The organism is Nitrosomonas sp. (genome assembly GCF_022842015.1).
GTDB lineage: Bacteria > Pseudomonadota > Gammaproteobacteria > Burkholderiales > Nitrosomonadaceae > Nitrosomonas.
Genome location: NZ_JALHQJ010000005.1, coordinates 46,089 through 62,238 on the forward strand (window position 1 = coordinate 46,089; position 16,150 = coordinate 62,238).

The window sequence follows — 16,150 nt, forward strand, 5'->3', positions numbered from 1 at the left end:
GACAAGCTTCATTGATCACATGTCAAATTGCCTATATTCCTAAAAATTTATCGTGGCAAATCTGTTGTTTGTTTTTTTCTTGCCCTAAAAACCATGCAGGTACAATCTTTACCTGCGCCAAATGTAAAAATAATGATTGAAGCAAGAGATACGCGACAAACTATTCCTAACACCCGGCACAATCCATTCTGTTGATTGGACTACCTACGCTATACTTTATTTTAACAACGGATGATCTTTAGGTAATTGCTTGGCGTACCACATGGCCAGCTTATGCCGCATCGATTTTTCAGCGACTTGATCTTCCGGTAGGGGTTGCATAACTTTATCGTGTACCAATAAGCGGTAGATGTAGAGCAATTTTTCACTCGCCGAATCGGTTGCCTCAAACTGAACCACGCCTCTTCCTTCGGCATATTTCACTCCGGCCAACATAGCTTCTTTAAATAGAGCCGCTTCATTTTTCAGTTTTTTCATAACGATCCTCGCTCAATGTGATTGATCATTATCCTATGTTTCAGCCTTGTGAATACTCGTGCATGGACTACCTAAACATTGATTGTTGCAGTTAGTTGGCACTTGAATCGCTAGGCTATTCAAACTCCCTCTGCGGGAGAAAACTAGTAGAGTATGCGCACAAATTTGTGGAAAATATTTTTCGTCCACAGTAAAAAGGCAATTTAGCTTAATAAGTAAACTAAATTGCCTCGTAACAAAACCTACCGGCTCAAAGCCGGTTACACATTATTTACCTGACTTAGCAGCACGTAATACGGGATAGAATTGGGTGAAGACCATATCGTGTGCAGCATGTTCCTTATGGCAGGCAGCGCATGCTTCATCCGCTTGGATAATACCTTGTTTGGCTTCATACGATTCAAAACCAAAAAATGCCCAGTTACCGGGTCTTTCGGGATAGCGCTTGGAATCTTTCACCATCGCAGCAATGCCATTGTATTCACCTGGGAAATAGCCATTCCCGCTAGGCGCTTCTTTGCTACCTATGCTAGCTAATTCTTTAACGATAACAGTTCCATCACGGAATTCACCCGTTTTCTTCCAGTGGTACCAGCTGGTAGGGTCAACATAAACATTATGAAATTCTGGAAAGGCTGCTTTATCATCATTTAATTCATTGGGCGTGACAGATGCGCCAATAAATACCCATTCACGATAGTCTTTAGGAGTTAACAATACATGCTCTTTAGTAAAGCTGCCATAATTAAGCCCTTTGTGTGCATGATGGGCATCAGAAGCAATCACTGGGCTGGCCAGCGCAATGGACAACAATACTGGAGCAATACTGCTTAATAACGTTTTTTTTAACTGTAACATAATAAGCCCTTAAATTGGTTAAAGAAACATACAGAAAACAGCAAAATTTTGCACTGCCTTCCTTTTTTATGGTAGTCAGACAAAGTATCTTCGTCAAGGGATTATCCTCTCACTGCAAAGTGGATAACCCTTCAATACCGTTGACTAACGATCATTGTTTATTTTATTTCTAATTGAAGCACAGCAAATCTCTAGCTTGACTGCATTTTTTTGACCATAACTTTATGGCAAGCTAGTCTCTGGAAGAATATCATAACCAAATGTTTTCTTACTTAATTCAGAAAATAGCACCACTGAGTGCTATCTTTCGCACTATAACATGATGAAAAACTATTTTTCTCCGATTCACTTGCTATTTTTCGTTGCTTTGCTTGGTATCATAATAATATTGATCCAGATGGAGCTACTGTCTTTTGCTTTTGTAAAACTGGGACTGTCGCCTGAATTTGGATTGATGATACTGTTTCTATCGTTACTCGGCAGCGCCGTGAATCTTCCGGTAGCAAGAATTAAAAGCACTGCAACAAAGCAGGTATTCACACAGTCTGTGTACAAAGGATTGCTTAGAATACCCGGACAGCCGTTTACTTACGAAACGCAGCTTTTCATTAATCTTGGCGGTTGTCTGATACCGGTAACACTATCGATTTACTTATTTTCCAATAGCACATTGAGTTTATTGCCCACATTGCTGGGCATCGCTATCATCAGTAGTATCAGCTACAATTTCAGCCGCCCGATTTCTGGGCTTGGCATCGGCATGCCAATTCTGATCGCCCCAATCAGTGCAGCGTTAGTGGGATTATCAATCAGTCCGGATCAAAGCGCCTCGCTGGCGTATATCAGCGGCACATTGGGAGTACTGATTGGCGCAGATTTACTACGCATGAAGGATATTTCCCGGCTCGGCACACCGTATGCCTCGATCGGCGGTGCGGGTACATTTGATGGCATATTCATCACTGGCATTGTGGCGGCCCTACTGGCTTGAGGCTTCATTCTCGACAACTCCTTATTGCGTTTCTGTTACTTTAAGGCGAATCCCGCTATACTCATTGGCATGACGAATTCATGCCAGCATAATTCTTTTAATTTGCCGCAGGAACATCTGTTGCACCGGCTGCATACGTTGCAGCGGGAATACCTTCATATTTCACCGCAGGCCATGCAACAAGTCGCGGCTGAATTTAATTTGCCGCTCAGTCAAGTGGCTGGGGTCGTAGCGTTTTATTCTTTTTTTTCCACACAACCATGCGGCCGTTTCCACATATTGTTCAGTAATTGCACCAGCTGCGGCTATCTGCCAGATGGACAAAACCTGATGCAATTGCTGGCACAGCAATTGCAAGTCAATCCCGGCAAGACGCGGACAGATGGATTGATCAGTATTGGTGAGACTTCCTGTATCGGCCTATGCGATCAAGGTGCATCGTTGCTGGTCAATGGTATACCACTTACTCACTTGAACCCGGACAAGATTGCACAGATCGCGCAGCAGATTACAGCCAACATATCGACGGATGAATGGCCAGCGGAATGGTTTGAGATACATGACACAATCCATCAACGCAACCTTTTGTTGACGACAGCACAGCCTGCGCCCGGCAGCACGCTACAACAGGCAATAACGCATGGCGCAGCAGAAACATTGACAACCATCCAGCAATCCGGCTTAAATGGTCGCGGCGGTGCTGGATTCAATACCGGTAAAAAATGGCAACTGTGCCGCGAAGCGCCCGGTGATGCGCATTATGTTATCTGCAACGCCGACGAAGGCGAACCCGGCACGTTCAAAGACCGTGTGTTACTGCGCCATCACGCCGAAACATTGTTTGAAGGCATGACATTGTGCGCTTTTGTTATCGGAGCAAACAAGGGCTTGGTTTACTTGCGCGGGGAATATCGCTATCTGCTCTCGCACTTGCAAGCCGTGCTTACGCAACGGCGTAATCGCGGATTATTAGGAAGACACATTCTAAATCATGCGGATTTCCACTTCGACATCGACATTGTTGTGGGTGCGGGTGCCTATATTTGCGGCGAGGAATCGGCGCTGATCGAATCGCTAGAAGGAAAATCCGGCATTCCACGTATCCGCCCGCCATTTCCGGTCACACATGGTTATCTAGGACAACCCACTGTAGTCAATAATGTTGAAACCTTAATTGCCGCAGCGCATATCGTCGCATACGGCAGCAGCTGGTTTAATTCTGTCGGTACCCAGAAATCGAGGGGCACAAAAATCCTCAGCGTCAGCGGTGACTGCCGGTTACCGGGAATCTATGAATACCCGTTTGGCGTGCACATTCAACAAATCTTGGATGATTGCGGCGCGCAGAAGGTACAAGCGGTACAAATAGGTGGACCTGCTGGAAAACTAATCGGCGCGCCGGATTTTAACCATACCATCAGTTTCGAGGATATATCCACCGGTGGGTCGTTTTTAATCTTCGGACACCAGCGTGACTTGCTAACGGTTCATCGCAATTTTGCCCATTTCTTTGCACATGAGAGCTGCGGTTTTTGCACCCCTTGCCGCATCGGCACACAGCTGCTGAAAAATAATCTGGATAAAATTGCAGAAGCTCACAGCACAGCAAACGATATCGAAACACTGAAACAGCTCGCTTTTTTGATTCAGCATCACTCGCATTGTGGCTTGGGGCATACCGCTGCCAATCATATTCTGGACGGCTTGCAGCATTTTCCGCAAGTTTTTACAACCCATCTGAATCAGAATTTCGTTGCACAATTCGATCTTGATCAGGCACTGGAAAGCGCTCGACAGATTACGCGCCGCGACGACGCTGCAGCCCATCTGGATTAAATCGGAATGTCAGCAATCCAAAATACAATTCGCATAGACAACCAGGAAATTCCGTTCACACCGGGACAAACGATCATGGATGCCGCATTAGCCGCCAAGGTTTATATTCCGCATTTATGCCACTATCCCGGCTTGCCACCAAGCGGCAATTGCCGTTTGTGCGTAGTGGAAATCGGGAATCGCAGCGTCGCTGCATGCACGACACCGGCAGCAGCGGATCAGGCAATCTGCAGTAACACACCGGAATTGAACCAGGCGCGCAAAGCGCTCACGCAAATGCTATTTGTCGAAGGCGATCACATCTGCCCGTCATGCGAAAAAACCGGCAATTGCAAGCTACAGGCTATGGCTTATTATCTCGGCATGCTGGACGATCACTTTCCGCAGTTTTATCAACGCCGCGAAATCGACGCATCGCATCCCGATATCCTGCTTGACCGCAAACGCTGCATCCTGTGCGATTTATGCGTGCGCGCCAGCCGCGAAGTAGACGGGAAAAATGTGTTCGCCATTGCCGGGCGCGGCACCCAAGCTCATTTAATCGTCAATTCCCCGAGCGGTAAACTGGCTGACAGCCCGCTAGCGAAGACCGATCTGGCAACTACCATCTGTCCGGTCGGCGCAATTTTGATCAAACAACGAGGATATCAAGTGCCGATCGGAAAACGTATCTATGATCAACACACGATTCGAGAAACCACTATGCAGGAACACATCCCAAGCTGCGATAAACTTAAACACAAAGGACATCAAGACACAGAACGTTAATCTTTTCAGATTAATTCCCTGTTTTATTAACTTGGATAATTTAATTTGGGCAGAGTTTTACTGGGTCTACCGAAGTTATATCCCTGTGCGAGATCAATACCCAGCTTTTTAACCATCTTGAAGGTATCTTCATCTTCAACGTATTCCGCCACGGTTATTTTACCTAGCCCGTGTGCTACATCCACCATGGCTTTAACAAAAACCTGATTGTCTCGATTATTGTGCAAATCGCTGATGAATAAGCCATCTATCTTCAAAATTTCCACACCTAAATATTTGAGATAGCCAAAGGTGGAGAAACCACTGCCAAAATCATCCAGGCAGACTTTACAGCCAGATTGATGAATGGATTCAATAAAACGTTGCGCATCCTGAATGTCGGAAACGGCAGCGGTTTCGGTCAACTCAATAATCAAGCGACTAGGCTCGACGCCTCGTTCCATCAATAATTTTCGGATATAAAGTGGCAATGAAGGCTCATCGAATGTTCGCCCGGAAATATTGATCGCCAGTGGCGGCATATTGAGGTCATTGGCTAATTTCTCGATACTCTCTTTGACAACCCAGCGATCAATATCCAAGATTTGGCCGCTTTTCTCGGCGATTGGAATAAATTGACCTGGCATAATCAAGTGATCCGGCTGCTCCAGGTCACGCATTCTAATCAGCACTTCGGCATGACTGAGAGATCTATCACTGGTTAAGTAAACACCCTGAAAATGCAATTCAAACAGATCCTGTTCCAATGCCTGGGCAATTCTGTTGCGCCATGACATTCGTTGTAACATAGCCTTCGAATCATCCCGTGCCGAATCATAAATTGCCCAAGTATTTTTGCCCTGAGTTTTAGCCTGATACATGGCGGTATCAGCATGCGCAATCAAGTCTTCTGTTGTTTCGCCATGCTCTGGAAAGATCGCCACACCCAGGCTGCTGGTCAAACGAAGATTGGTACCGTGAAAACGCAATGGGATTGATGCAATGGCAGTAACAATTCTAGAGGGTAAGGCATTAATATCTTCGTCTGGCTGAATAACACTTAGGATGGCGAACTCGTCGCCACCCAACCGGGCAAAAATTTCGATTTGCCGAATTACACTGGATATTTCACCTGCGGCCCTGACTAATACCGTATCACCTGCGCTATGTCCAAACGTGTCGTTAATGTACTTAAAGTCATCCAGGTCAAAATACAATAAAGCAAACTTACCGCGGTTGCGCAGACAGTTTGCGATCAGAAATTCAAGTTGCTCCTGGAAGCGGTGCCGGTTGTATAGACCAGTTAAAGGATCACGCTCGGCCAGATACAACAGCTGTTGTGCGGTTTGGCGTTCCTGAGTAATGTCCTCATAAATCCATAATCGTCCCAGTACCCGCCCTTCACCATCAGTAACCGGATAGGACAGCTGGGTGAGCATGCGGCCGTCACTTAGTTCCAGCTCGAAACGTTCGCTGATTTCATGAGTATGCATAACGTTAAGAACAAATTTAGAAGCATGTGTTGGTTGTGCAAAACGCTCTGTGGATCGTTCCAGCACAATTTTTGTCGGCAATCCTGTCAGATCGTCATTCTCATCGATCAACCACATCTGCAAAAAAGCGGGATTCACGTATTCGACACGACGTTCGTTGTCTTCAAACAGAATACCAATATTCATGGCTGCAAGTAGTGCACTCATGCGGCTTTGTTCGCGCTCTGCCAGAGTACGCAATTCACGCTGATGTTTCTCAGATATCTTTAACTCTTCCAATGAGTGACTCAGTGCCTCCTCACTTTGTTGTAAAGCAATTTCTCTGGTTTTTCGTTCCTCAATATCAGTGTGTGTCCCCAGCATACGCAACGGACGATTTTGACTGTCGTATTCCACCAACTTTCCCATCGACAATATCCATTTCCAGACGCCTTGCTGAGTAAGTTGCCGAAATTCCACCTGATAATCTTCGCGCAAGCCACTAATGTATTCCTGGTAAATTCGATACACTCGTTCCTGATCCTCCGGATGCAAGCGATCTCGCCATTTACTATTGGTTTCTACAAATGTGTTAGGGGCATAACCAAGCATTAATGCATATTCAGGACTTACTAATGCCTCACCTGTTTGTACATTAAGATCCCACAGCCCTTGATTAGCTGCGGTTAGCGCCAGGCGCAAACGAGATTCACTCTCACGCAACTCACGATCAGTACTCCTGCGCGCCACCTGAATGCCGGCGATCGAACATGCAATCAACATATTGGTGGCAACAAAAATACATAAAACCAAATGATCTAGCGTAAAAATACCATTTATAAAGGGGCCTAACCCTTGAGCAGTACCCCAGGTTGCTATTATGGAAATAACAGCCGCTGCTGACACACCGCCTAATGCACTTAAACGCAAACTGGCCCAAATCAATGGAGGAAAAACCAAAAAAGCCAGTGATAATTGAAGATCACCCAGTGCCAGAGTATTTCCAAATACCATCCACGCAATTAGAGCGCAGAGTGTGATGATCAAGACGGATTCAGCGTTTGAAGCCTCATGGCGTACAACCTCATTCTTATAATAAATTGACCATGCTAATAATAACGGAGTAAAAATCAGTATGCCCACGATGTCGCCAAACCACCAACCCAGCCATGCTTGTTGTATCTGATCCGCTATCAAGTTATCACTTGTAAATAAAGCCAGCACACCAAAGCTAGGAGGGAATAACATACTACTCGGTACAATTAAGACAAATGCCAATATGTCGCGGCTACGTAAAAAGTCATTTTTAAAATTAGCCACTTGTTTAAGCAGTATTGCGCCTAAAACAGGTCCCAGAGTATTTCCAAATGCAATCAGGCTGGCCGTGGATAAGGTAAGATCACCCGTGGTTAAATTGGCTAGAAATGCACCAAAAAATATACCCGGCCAACACCACAATCCCCAGATCATGAGTGCTGCAAGGGCTATTCCCGTTGGAGGCCAGAACAAGGTGATGTTCGATCCCATATAGGGAAAAGCCAAGCCTAACTTTCCGGTTGCAAAATAGGTTAAAGTCAACAAAGCAATCCCTAAAACCCGAAATACCATTGATGCAATTTTATTTTTTTTCATCTGCTTCAATACCCAATCATGATCATGTTATTTCGCAGCATCAAAGGCTTGCACTATAGCAAGCTGCTTATGGGATACGCATTTTCCTTCCACTGCGAACTATACAGCTTATCAAGCTGCCGCTGAATAGTTGTTTTGTACTGGCAGGTGCGGATTAAATAATTAAACCGCTATCATATTCTCGTTATGGCCGAAAGATTGCCCTCATTGATATACAAGGCGGTCTCTACCAGGGGCCACCCACCGCCACTAAATCCACTCAAGGAAAGCTCCTCATGGTTTTTTGATTGCTATGCTATTATTTGAAATCTAAGCGAGCTGGGCAAATCGACATTAACACGGTCCAGAAAACAAATTTGCAGGGACATATTGCGCAGCATCATAAACCATGACGATTGAGCTCACCACTAAACGAAAAATCAAAATCGCCACCACATCACTGGCTGGTTGCTTTGGTTGCCATATGTCTTTTTTGGATATGGATGAACGCTTGACAGGCTTGCTCGAGCAGGTTGAGTTTGATCGCTCACCATTCACCGACATCAAGCACTGTGGGCGATGTGACATCGGTCTGATCGAAGGCGGGGTGTGTACTGCGGAGAATGTACACGTGTTGCGCGAATTCCGCGCTAACTGCACCACGTTGGTGGCCGTCGGCGCCTGCGCAATCAATGGCGGCGTGCCCGCGATGCGCAATTATTTTGACTTGCAGGAATGCCTGCAGGAAGTCTATCTGAATGGAGCCGGTGTCACCAATCCGCAAATTCCCGACGATATTGAATTGCCGCTGCTGCTGGATAAAGTCTACCCCATCAACGAAGTGGTGCACATTGATTACTTTCTGCCCGGTTGCCCGCCATCCGCCGATGCGTTCTTGCAACTGCTGGAACCGCTATTAGCCGGACAAAAACCGATTATTCAAAAATCGCAATTGCATTACGATTAAACGTTATTATGGAATCAGATAAGCCTTCATCACACCCCCCAGCTACCCGGCGCATCGCCATCGATCCGGTCACGCGCGTCGAAGGGCACGGCAAAATTACATTGCTGCTGGACGAACACAATCACATCATCGAGGCACGACTACATATTGTCGAATTTCGCGGCTTTGAGAAATTCATTCAAGGCCGCCCGTATTGGGAAGTGCCGTTCTTGGTGCAACGGCTCTGCGGCATTTGCCCGGTCAGCCATCAATTGGCGGCAGCCAAAGCGGTGGATCAAATCGTGGGGATGCAGCAACTCACGCCCACGGCTACCAAGTTGCGCCGTTTGTTGCATTTCGGCCAGATCCTGCAATCGCATGCACTGCATTTTTTTCACCTCTCCTCCCCCGATTTTCTCTTCGGCTTCGGTAGCAACCCGGCACAACGCAATATTGCCGGTGTATTGGAACACTATCCGGAAATCGCACTGAAAGGTGTCAAACTGCGCAAATTCGGCCAGCAAGTCATCGAGGCCATCACTGGCAAACGCGTGCACGGTACTGGAACCGTGCCGGGTGGCATGAACAAACCGCTGACAATCACTGCGCGTGATGCATTACTCGCTGACGTTGACAATATCCTGCTATGGAGTCAGGAAGCACTGGCACTGAACGAACAAATCCACACCGAGCACCCGGAGCACCGCGATTTCGCCACGCTGCACAGCCATTTCCTCAGCATGACCGGAAGCAACGGCGAACTGGAGTTCTATCATGGTGGATTGCGTGCGCGCGCTGCTGATAACAGCGTGATTTTCGATCAGTTCAACTACTGCGATTATCAACACATCCTGCGTGAAGAAGTACGCTCGTGGAGCTACATGAAATTCCCCTACTTCACCACATTGGGTACTGAGCAAGGGTGGTACCGCGTCGGCCCGCTGGCTCGCGTCAATAACTGCGATAGCATTTCTACTCCGCTGGCCGAAAGTGCCCGCCAGCGTTTCAAGGCATTTGGCCAAGGCGGATTAGTGCACGATACACTCGCATATCACTGGGCACGCATGATTGAAGCCCTGCACTGCGCCGAATCAATACACGCTTTGCTACACGATGCAGACATCACCGGCACCGAATTAATGGTTGACAACGGTGAACACCAGTCGCAAGGCATCGGTGTCATCGAAGCGCCGCGTGGCACGCTGTTCCATCACTATCAGGTCAACGCAGAAGGCCTGATTACCCAGGCCAATCTAATCGTATCAACTACCAGCAACAACCAAGCCATGAATGAATCTGTGCGCATCGTTGCAAATCGATACCTGGATGGCCAGGAAATCACTGAAGCATTATTGAATCACCTTGAAGTTGCAGTGCGCGCATACGATCCTTGCCTTTCCTGCGCCACGCATGCATTGGGCAAAATGCCATTGCAAGTGACGTTGCAAGATATGAATGGCAGGGTAGTCGATCAATTAACCAAAGGAATGACGGGCGAAATTACCCGATAACCGCTGATAGCTTACTTACGCATCCACCACAATATCAACGTCAGCACAACCGAGATCAACAATCCTGTCATCAACGGAAAATAAAAGCTGAAATTCTTGCGTTCGATATGAATATCGCCAGGCAAGCGGCCTAATGGCAATTGCGACAACCAGGGCCACAATAAACCCAACACAAGCAGTAAGATTCCTAAGGTAATCAGTAATTGTTGCATGGTGCAATATCTCATTCAAACATCAATCCAATGGATTGATTCAATTTTGTTCTGGAAAGATCAACTGATCAGTTGCAAAACCCAATGCACTGGATTGCTGCACAAACCGATGGATCAATTCTTCGCTAACCGTGGGCATTCTTGCTAATAACCATAGGTACGATTTGTCATAGCTGGTCACAAAGGCGTACTGATAATTTTCCTTGTCCAAATCAAACACGATATAAGCGCCATAAAATGGGCCGAAGAAAGAAACTTTCAAATAACCTTCCTGCTGACCCCTAGCAAAATATGCCTTGCCTTCGGCTTCTTTCCACTTATTATCCGCCGCCGAGAAACCTTTATTGATGACCCTCACGCCGCCATCGTCACGTAAAGAATACTCCGCGGTCACCTGATCAAGTCCGCGTTCAAATGAATGATTGAGCCGGGCGATTTCATACCACTTGCCCAAATATTTATCGAGTTCAAATCCGTCAACCGGTGCAATATCCTGTGGTATCGATAAACACCCGTTTAGTAGAAAGCTGAGAAAAAAACTTAAAAGTAAACGCATTTTTAGGTACTCATGATGTCGTTAATACCGGACACAGTATATTCTTGCACACCCCAAGTACAAAGTGTCGCCAGATCGGGTTGATTGAGCACTGCACCCGTTTCGATCCGCGCCGACAAATCGGGTTTTGCCAAGAAGCTGGCGCCGAAAGCTACTGCATCCACTTTCCCTGCGGCGATTTCCCTACCCGCTTCCTCGCAGGCTAACCCATATTACTAATCAATACCTCTTTATAATGTTGAAAAATGGGCGTCATGACATCGCCACTTTGTAACTGGTAAAAATCACTGCGCTTCGCATGTCGTACGCAAGATCATATCCATTGAACCGAATCGCCCGCACGACAACAAGTGAGTGGCGCCATGAAGATACAGTTAGGCACGACCAGCGTATCGAGTTTTGTGGCAAAAACAACACAGTCGTCCGGTTTTATTCCTCGAAATTGAATCATTCATAATTCGGTGCTAATAGGAAGAGCACTTAGTACGCAAACTCTAACTTCGACAGCCACTCATCGTTTTTGAGAAAGGGAATTCGCCCCTCCGTTGAAGATGTCATTGCCATTATTATTATTTCCTTTTTATTGGATAAATGACTACTGCAGCGTAATTTAAAGAATTGATGCGCACTAATAAACAAAAAAATTACTTTTTTAGAATAGGCACCTTTTTCACCGCTTTTTCTTGATCACACCTTAAAGTATCAAGATATAAGATAAAAATATATAAGCACTTTACTAAGTTTTTGGTCTCTTCGATTCAATTTCTCTCCCTTTGGAATAGGGATTTTTTCTCAGACAAAATAAAAGACTTGGTAACAAATAACCGTTGAAATTTGTTTATTTCTGTCAGCCAGAAGGATTTACTAAGTGCTTATTATTAGAATAAACAATTAATTGTGACATTGGAAAACTGAGTTTTCAGGTACTTTAAAATAATGTGAATTAAATGTGAAATAAGTGTGAACTTTTTGTGAAGCAACCCGTCGAATTGCTAACAAAACATTTTCAAATATTTCGATAATTTTTAATTAAGGAGATTTTCATGACTACCAATCAAATTTTTGCAATTGCAGCATTAATCATCAGTGGAGTTTTTTTTGGAGTTTTATTCATGTTTGGATTGCCACAGTCCATTTTAGAATGGGTAATCACGGATGGCCTGCTTGCTGTCATTCTTTATATAAGTTACCTAGCAATAGGCGTGTTCAAAGGAAGATCGACACCAAGGATGCATTAATTTAACAAATAAAAGACATATTTATTAAGGATGGATCATCTAAGGTGAAATCCTCTTAACACAATTTTAATAAACTTTACTTATAAGGAGATTTTATGAAAACGAGTCAGATTTTTGTTGTTTCAGCAATAGTCATTACAGCGACTTTTTTTGGTATTTTATCGATATTTGATTTACCAGAATCGGTAACCGACTGGTTTATCTCTGATGTAATTCTCGGCGCAATACTGTATATCAATTATCTGGTGATTGCTGTGTTAAGTAACGCATCCAAAACCAGAAGATCCTACGCAGGGAAAAAAGTTACTGCATAAAACTCTCCAATTTAATGGGGTTAAGGTGGTTGAATTAATCGCTTTAGCCCCATTCTTTTATTCAGAATTAAGAAATAAGCTGTGGGGTTAGCGCATCATAATTGCCTAAATCGCTCAGGTGGCTGATCGAGCCAATGAATCAATCCTAGCGCATTCAACCGGATATCCGTACTCAGGAGCTCGTTGATTTCAGTTTGCGGTAATTGACAACCATGTTCCGACAACCTTCGCAAAAGTAACTCGCTTAATGCTTCAGAAATAATTAATTGTCTCTCAGCTCCATTACCTTTTGCGCGTTGCGCAATCTCAACATGCGCATCAATCAGATCATGCAGGGATTGTGCATGATCTGCTAAATTACCGATCTGGCTATAGTGTGTCAAATATGCATAGTGTGGTTGATAGCCCATGATGCGGTCAATTGAAGTGTGTGCCGCAACAGGATCAAATTGAACGGGCGAGGTAGTCGGAAAAACAAATTCTTTTCCATTAACATCGAACTCCCGATAAGAAACTCCAAATGTATCGCCCGTAAAAAAAGACTGACTACGCTTATCATAGATACAATTATGGTGACGTGCATGACCCGGCGTGTCGAGGAACAATAGCGAGCGTCCATTGAGGTCAATGCGGCCTTCGTCAGATGCTTCCACAATCCGCGCGACATCAATCGGAACAATCTCACCATAAACACGCTTAAACTCGGCCTCTCCGTAAACGCTCATTGCACCGGCAACGAGTCGTGCCGGATTTGCCATATGGCTTGCGCCACGAGGATGAACAATCAGCTTGGCATGCGGAAAAAGCCGCATACATTCGCTTGCGCCACCAGCATGATCAAGATGAATATGCGTCAAAATCACATAGGCCAAGTCTTTAGTGGCTATATTCTTATGCTTGAGTGCTGCGACCACGCCCGGAATGGAAAAGGACGTACCAGTATCCACCAGCGCGGCCACTCCCTTTTCTACAATCAAGTGTATCGCTGCCCGTCTGGGACGGTGAAATTGGGCATCAATAGCACTAATGCCATATTCATAATCGGTAATAAGTGGTAGTGACATATCTCTCCGGTTTTTGAAACCTTTTGTTCGAATTATGCAATTTTGAAAGTTATTTTGATGGATATTTTAATTGCTCAAGAATGGCTGGATTCTCCAGCGTGGAAATATCCTGGGTAATTTCTTCGCCTTTAGCAAGCGTACGTAATAGCCGACGCATAATTTTACCAGATCGAGTTTTCGGTAGATTTTCTCCAAAACGAATTTCATCCGGCTTGGCAATCGGACCAATTTCTTTGGCCACCCACTCACGCAAGGTATGGGTAATTTGCGCAATTTCCTCTCCCTGCGGATATTGGCCTTTGAGCACCACAAAAGCTATCACAGATTCCCCTTTGATTTCATGCGGCTTACCAACCACAGCAGCCTCTGCGACTAATGGATGCGCTACCAACGCTGATTCAATTTCCATCGTCCCCAACCGGTGCCCGGATACATTCAGTACATCGTCAGTACGCCCCATGATCCAGAAATAACCATCGGTATCACGATATGCGGAATCACCCGCCAGATAATACTTGCCGTTACCCATATCCTCTGGAAAATAAGTCTTTCTAAAGCGCTCAGGATCACGCCAGAGGGTACGTACCTGCGAAGGAAAAGGTTTCTTGATCACCAGAAAACCGCCTTTGCCATTTTCGACATCATGTCCAGTTTCGTCGACTATCGCCGCAAAAATCCCCGGTAACGGAAAGGTACATGAACCCGGCTTGAGCGCAACCGCACCCGGTGCTGGTGCAATCATGTGACTGCCTGTTTCTGTTTGCCACCAAGTATCAACGATCGGACAACGCGACTGACCTACTTTTTCGTAAAACCACATCCAGGCCTCCGGATTAATCGGCTCGCCGACCGAGCCCAGCAATCGCAACGATGAAAGCTCATATTGTTGTGGCAGATCCGCACCCAACTTAATCAATGAGCGAATTGCGGTAGGTGCCGTATAAAATGTTGTAACTTTGTGTTTCTGTATGATTTCCCAAAAACGAGCGGCATTAGGATAAGTGGGTATTCCTTCAAAAATCACTTGAGTAGCGCCCATTGCAAGAGGTCCATAGGCCACATAACTGTGGCCGGTAATCCAACCGACATCCGCAGTACACCAAAATACATCCGTAGGCTTATAGTCAAAAATCCATTGCATACTTTCTTTGATTCCAAGCAAATAGCCCGCACTGGAATGTTGAACACCCTTAGGTTTGCCAGTGGATCCGGATGTATAGAGTGTAAACAATGGATGTTCAGCATCTACCCATTCGGGATCACATTGGGAACTGGCATTTTCCGTAAGCTCATGCCACCAGACATCACGTGCGGGATTAAATCGAATATCAGTGCCCGTTCTTTGATAAACCACAACCAATCGAACAGAAATCGCGTCAGTCATACTCAAGGCTTCATCAACAATTGATTTGAGCGGATTTCGTTTACCACCGCGCACCTGCTCATCAGCTGTAATAACGGCTACCGCATCGGCATCGTGGATACGCTCATGCAGACTTTTAGCTGAAAACCCACCAAATACCACCGAATGAATTGCACCAATACGTGCGCAGGCTTGCATCGCAACAACCGCTTCAATACGCATCGGCATATAAATGACAACGCGATCACCTTTCTTGATATTTTGTGATTTCAATGCATTGGCAAGCTTACAAACACGTTGATGAAGATCATAATACGTCGAGCGTATGACTTCTCCCTCATCGGATTCAAAAATGATGGCGACCTTATCGGCTTGCATTTCTAGATGCCGGTCAAGGCAATTATATGAAACGTTTAATACGCCATCACTAAACCATTGGAAAAATGGCGCCTCTTGATCATTCAACACTTGCGTAAAAGGCTTATGCCATACGATCTGTTCCTGCGCCCGTTTTGCCCAGAAATTTAAATAATCCTGCTCTGCTTCCGCACATAAAGTCTGATATGCCTGGAAACTAGGTAAGTTTGCTTTGCTGGCAAATTCTTTCGAAGGTGGAAAAACTCGGGTTTCGCTTAATATTGATTCAAGGGTCGGCATGCTTAATCTCCAGTACTAATCAGTCCAATATACTGGATCGGGATTGTATCACTGGCGCTCAATAGATACGGAATTCTTATTTTGAGAGTAGACGAATCAAGCGAATAGCCCCACAAAAAGGGTGAAAGCAGAAACACGGATAGAAATGTCGAAAATCGCTAAGGCATTGCCCTTTTGCGAAGGCTATGTCACAATTAGTTGTTGAACCTGCCTTGTTTTGCCAAGAGATGCTATAAAACAAAGGATTGGTGTAATACTTTGACCGAGACGGTCAATCATTCTGTGCCATCCGAGGTA

General features: G+C 45.4%; 15 protein-coding genes and 1 pseudogene. 7 read left to right on the top strand and 9 right to left on the bottom strand.

Translation table 11 applies throughout. The features are described from left to right. Positions 1-216 precede the first annotated feature (216 nt). Together Q0C11_RS01795 and Q0C11_RS01800 are read right to left on the bottom strand one after the other, a co-directional pair. Positions 217-477, bottom strand: a complete 261-nt coding sequence (locus Q0C11_RS01795) for a DUF5062 family protein (RefSeq protein ID WP_106706462.1) — start codon at positions 475-477, stop codon at positions 217-219. A 267-nt stretch (positions 478-744) separates the two neighbouring features. Beyond that, positions 745-1,335: a cytochrome P460 family protein gene (locus tag Q0C11_RS01800; protein WP_293005215.1), complete on the bottom strand. Its 591-nt coding sequence runs from the start codon at positions 1,333-1,335 to the stop codon at positions 745-747. Between the two features lie 319 nt (positions 1,336-1,654). On the opposite strand from Q0C11_RS01800, the gene Q0C11_RS01805 reads away from it, so the two are divergent. The 3 genes from Q0C11_RS01805 (at position 1,655) to Q0C11_RS01815 (ending at position 4,930) form a co-directional block, all read left to right on the top strand. Beyond that, entirely contained in the window at positions 1,655-2,326 is a 672-nt protein-coding gene (locus Q0C11_RS01805) for a DUF1614 domain-containing protein (RefSeq protein ID WP_293005217.1), read from the top strand. A 69-nt stretch (positions 2,327-2,395) separates the two neighbouring features. Further along, on the top strand, positions 2,396-4,162 hold the full coding sequence (locus tag Q0C11_RS01810; RefSeq protein WP_293005219.1) for an NAD(P)H-dependent oxidoreductase subunit E: 1,767 nt from the start codon (positions 2,396-2,398) through the stop codon (positions 4,160-4,162). A gap of 6 nt (positions 4,163-4,168) precedes the next feature. Next, entirely contained in the window at positions 4,169-4,930 is a 762-nt protein-coding gene (locus tag Q0C11_RS01815) for a 2Fe-2S iron-sulfur cluster-binding protein (protein ID WP_293005221.1), read from the top strand. A 26-nt stretch (positions 4,931-4,956) separates the two neighbouring features. On the opposite strand, the gene Q0C11_RS01820 is transcribed toward Q0C11_RS01815, so the two are convergent. Then, positions 4,957-8,013: an EAL domain-containing protein gene (locus tag Q0C11_RS01820; RefSeq protein WP_293005222.1), complete on the bottom strand. Its 3,057-nt coding sequence runs from the start codon at positions 8,011-8,013 to the stop codon at positions 4,957-4,959. Positions 8,014-8,401: 388 nt separating this feature from the next. Here Q0C11_RS01820 and Q0C11_RS01825 point away from each other — a divergent pair, with 388 nt between their 5' ends. Continuing rightward, complete coding sequence (locus Q0C11_RS01825; RefSeq protein WP_293005223.1) at positions 8,402-8,959, top strand: NADP oxidoreductase; 558 nt, start codon at positions 8,402-8,404, stop codon at positions 8,957-8,959. An 8-nt stretch (positions 8,960-8,967) separates the two neighbouring features. Then, positions 8,968-10,449: a Ni/Fe hydrogenase subunit alpha gene (locus Q0C11_RS01830; protein ID WP_293005236.1), complete on the top strand. Its 1,482-nt coding sequence runs from the start codon at positions 8,968-8,970 to the stop codon at positions 10,447-10,449. Between the two features lie 11 nt (positions 10,450-10,460). Here Q0C11_RS01830 and Q0C11_RS01835 read toward each other — a convergent pair whose 3' ends face one another. Genes Q0C11_RS01835 through Q0C11_RS01845 form a run of 3 tightly spaced genes read right to left on the bottom strand, consistent with a single transcriptional unit; the run spans position 10,461 to position 11,381 of the window. Beyond that, the gene (locus tag Q0C11_RS01835) at positions 10,461-10,661 is read right to left on the bottom strand and encodes a DUF2905 domain-containing protein (RefSeq protein WP_293005224.1); all 201 of its coding nucleotides are present in this window, start codon (positions 10,659-10,661) and stop codon (positions 10,461-10,463) included. Positions 10,662-10,701: 40 nt separating this feature from the next. After that, positions 10,702-11,217 carry a lipocalin family protein gene (locus Q0C11_RS01840; RefSeq protein WP_293005226.1) on the bottom strand — a complete coding sequence of 172 codons (516 nt, stop codon included), beginning with the start codon at positions 11,215-11,217 and terminating at the stop codon, positions 10,702-10,704. 2 nt (positions 11,218-11,219) lie between these two features. Beyond that, on the bottom strand, positions 11,220-11,381 hold the full coding sequence (locus tag Q0C11_RS01845) for a hypothetical protein (protein WP_293005228.1): 162 nt from the start codon (positions 11,379-11,381) through the stop codon (positions 11,220-11,222). Positions 11,382-12,260: 879 nt separating this feature from the next. Between Q0C11_RS01845 and Q0C11_RS01850 the strand changes: the two genes are divergently transcribed. Continuing rightward, positions 12,261-12,455, top strand: a complete 195-nt coding sequence (locus tag Q0C11_RS01850; protein ID WP_292920242.1) for a C4-dicarboxylate ABC transporter — start codon at positions 12,261-12,263, stop codon at positions 12,453-12,455. A gap of 95 nt (positions 12,456-12,550) precedes the next feature. After that, positions 12,551-12,769 (top strand): C4-dicarboxylate ABC transporter, encoded by a 219-nt coding sequence (locus Q0C11_RS01855; RefSeq protein WP_293005229.1) that lies wholly within the window; start codon positions 12,551-12,553, stop codon positions 12,767-12,769. Positions 12,770-12,864: 95 nt separating this feature from the next. Here the strand turns inward: Q0C11_RS01855 and Q0C11_RS01860 are convergent, their stop codons facing one another. The 3 genes and pseudogenes from Q0C11_RS01860 to Q0C11_RS01870 form a co-directional block, all read right to left on the bottom strand. Beyond that, the gene (locus tag Q0C11_RS01860) at positions 12,865-13,833 is read right to left on the bottom strand and encodes an MBL fold metallo-hydrolase (RefSeq protein WP_293005231.1); all 969 of its coding nucleotides are present in this window, start codon (positions 13,831-13,833) and stop codon (positions 12,865-12,867) included. Positions 13,834-13,882: 49 nt separating this feature from the next. After that, positions 13,883-15,853, bottom strand: a complete 1,971-nt coding sequence (gene acs / locus Q0C11_RS01865) for an acetate--CoA ligase (protein ID WP_293005232.1) — start codon at positions 15,851-15,853, stop codon at positions 13,883-13,885. Positions 15,854-16,036: 183 nt separating this feature from the next. Then, positions 16,037-16,150, bottom strand: a pseudogene (locus Q0C11_RS01870) (IS1595 family transposase); the annotation flags it as partial.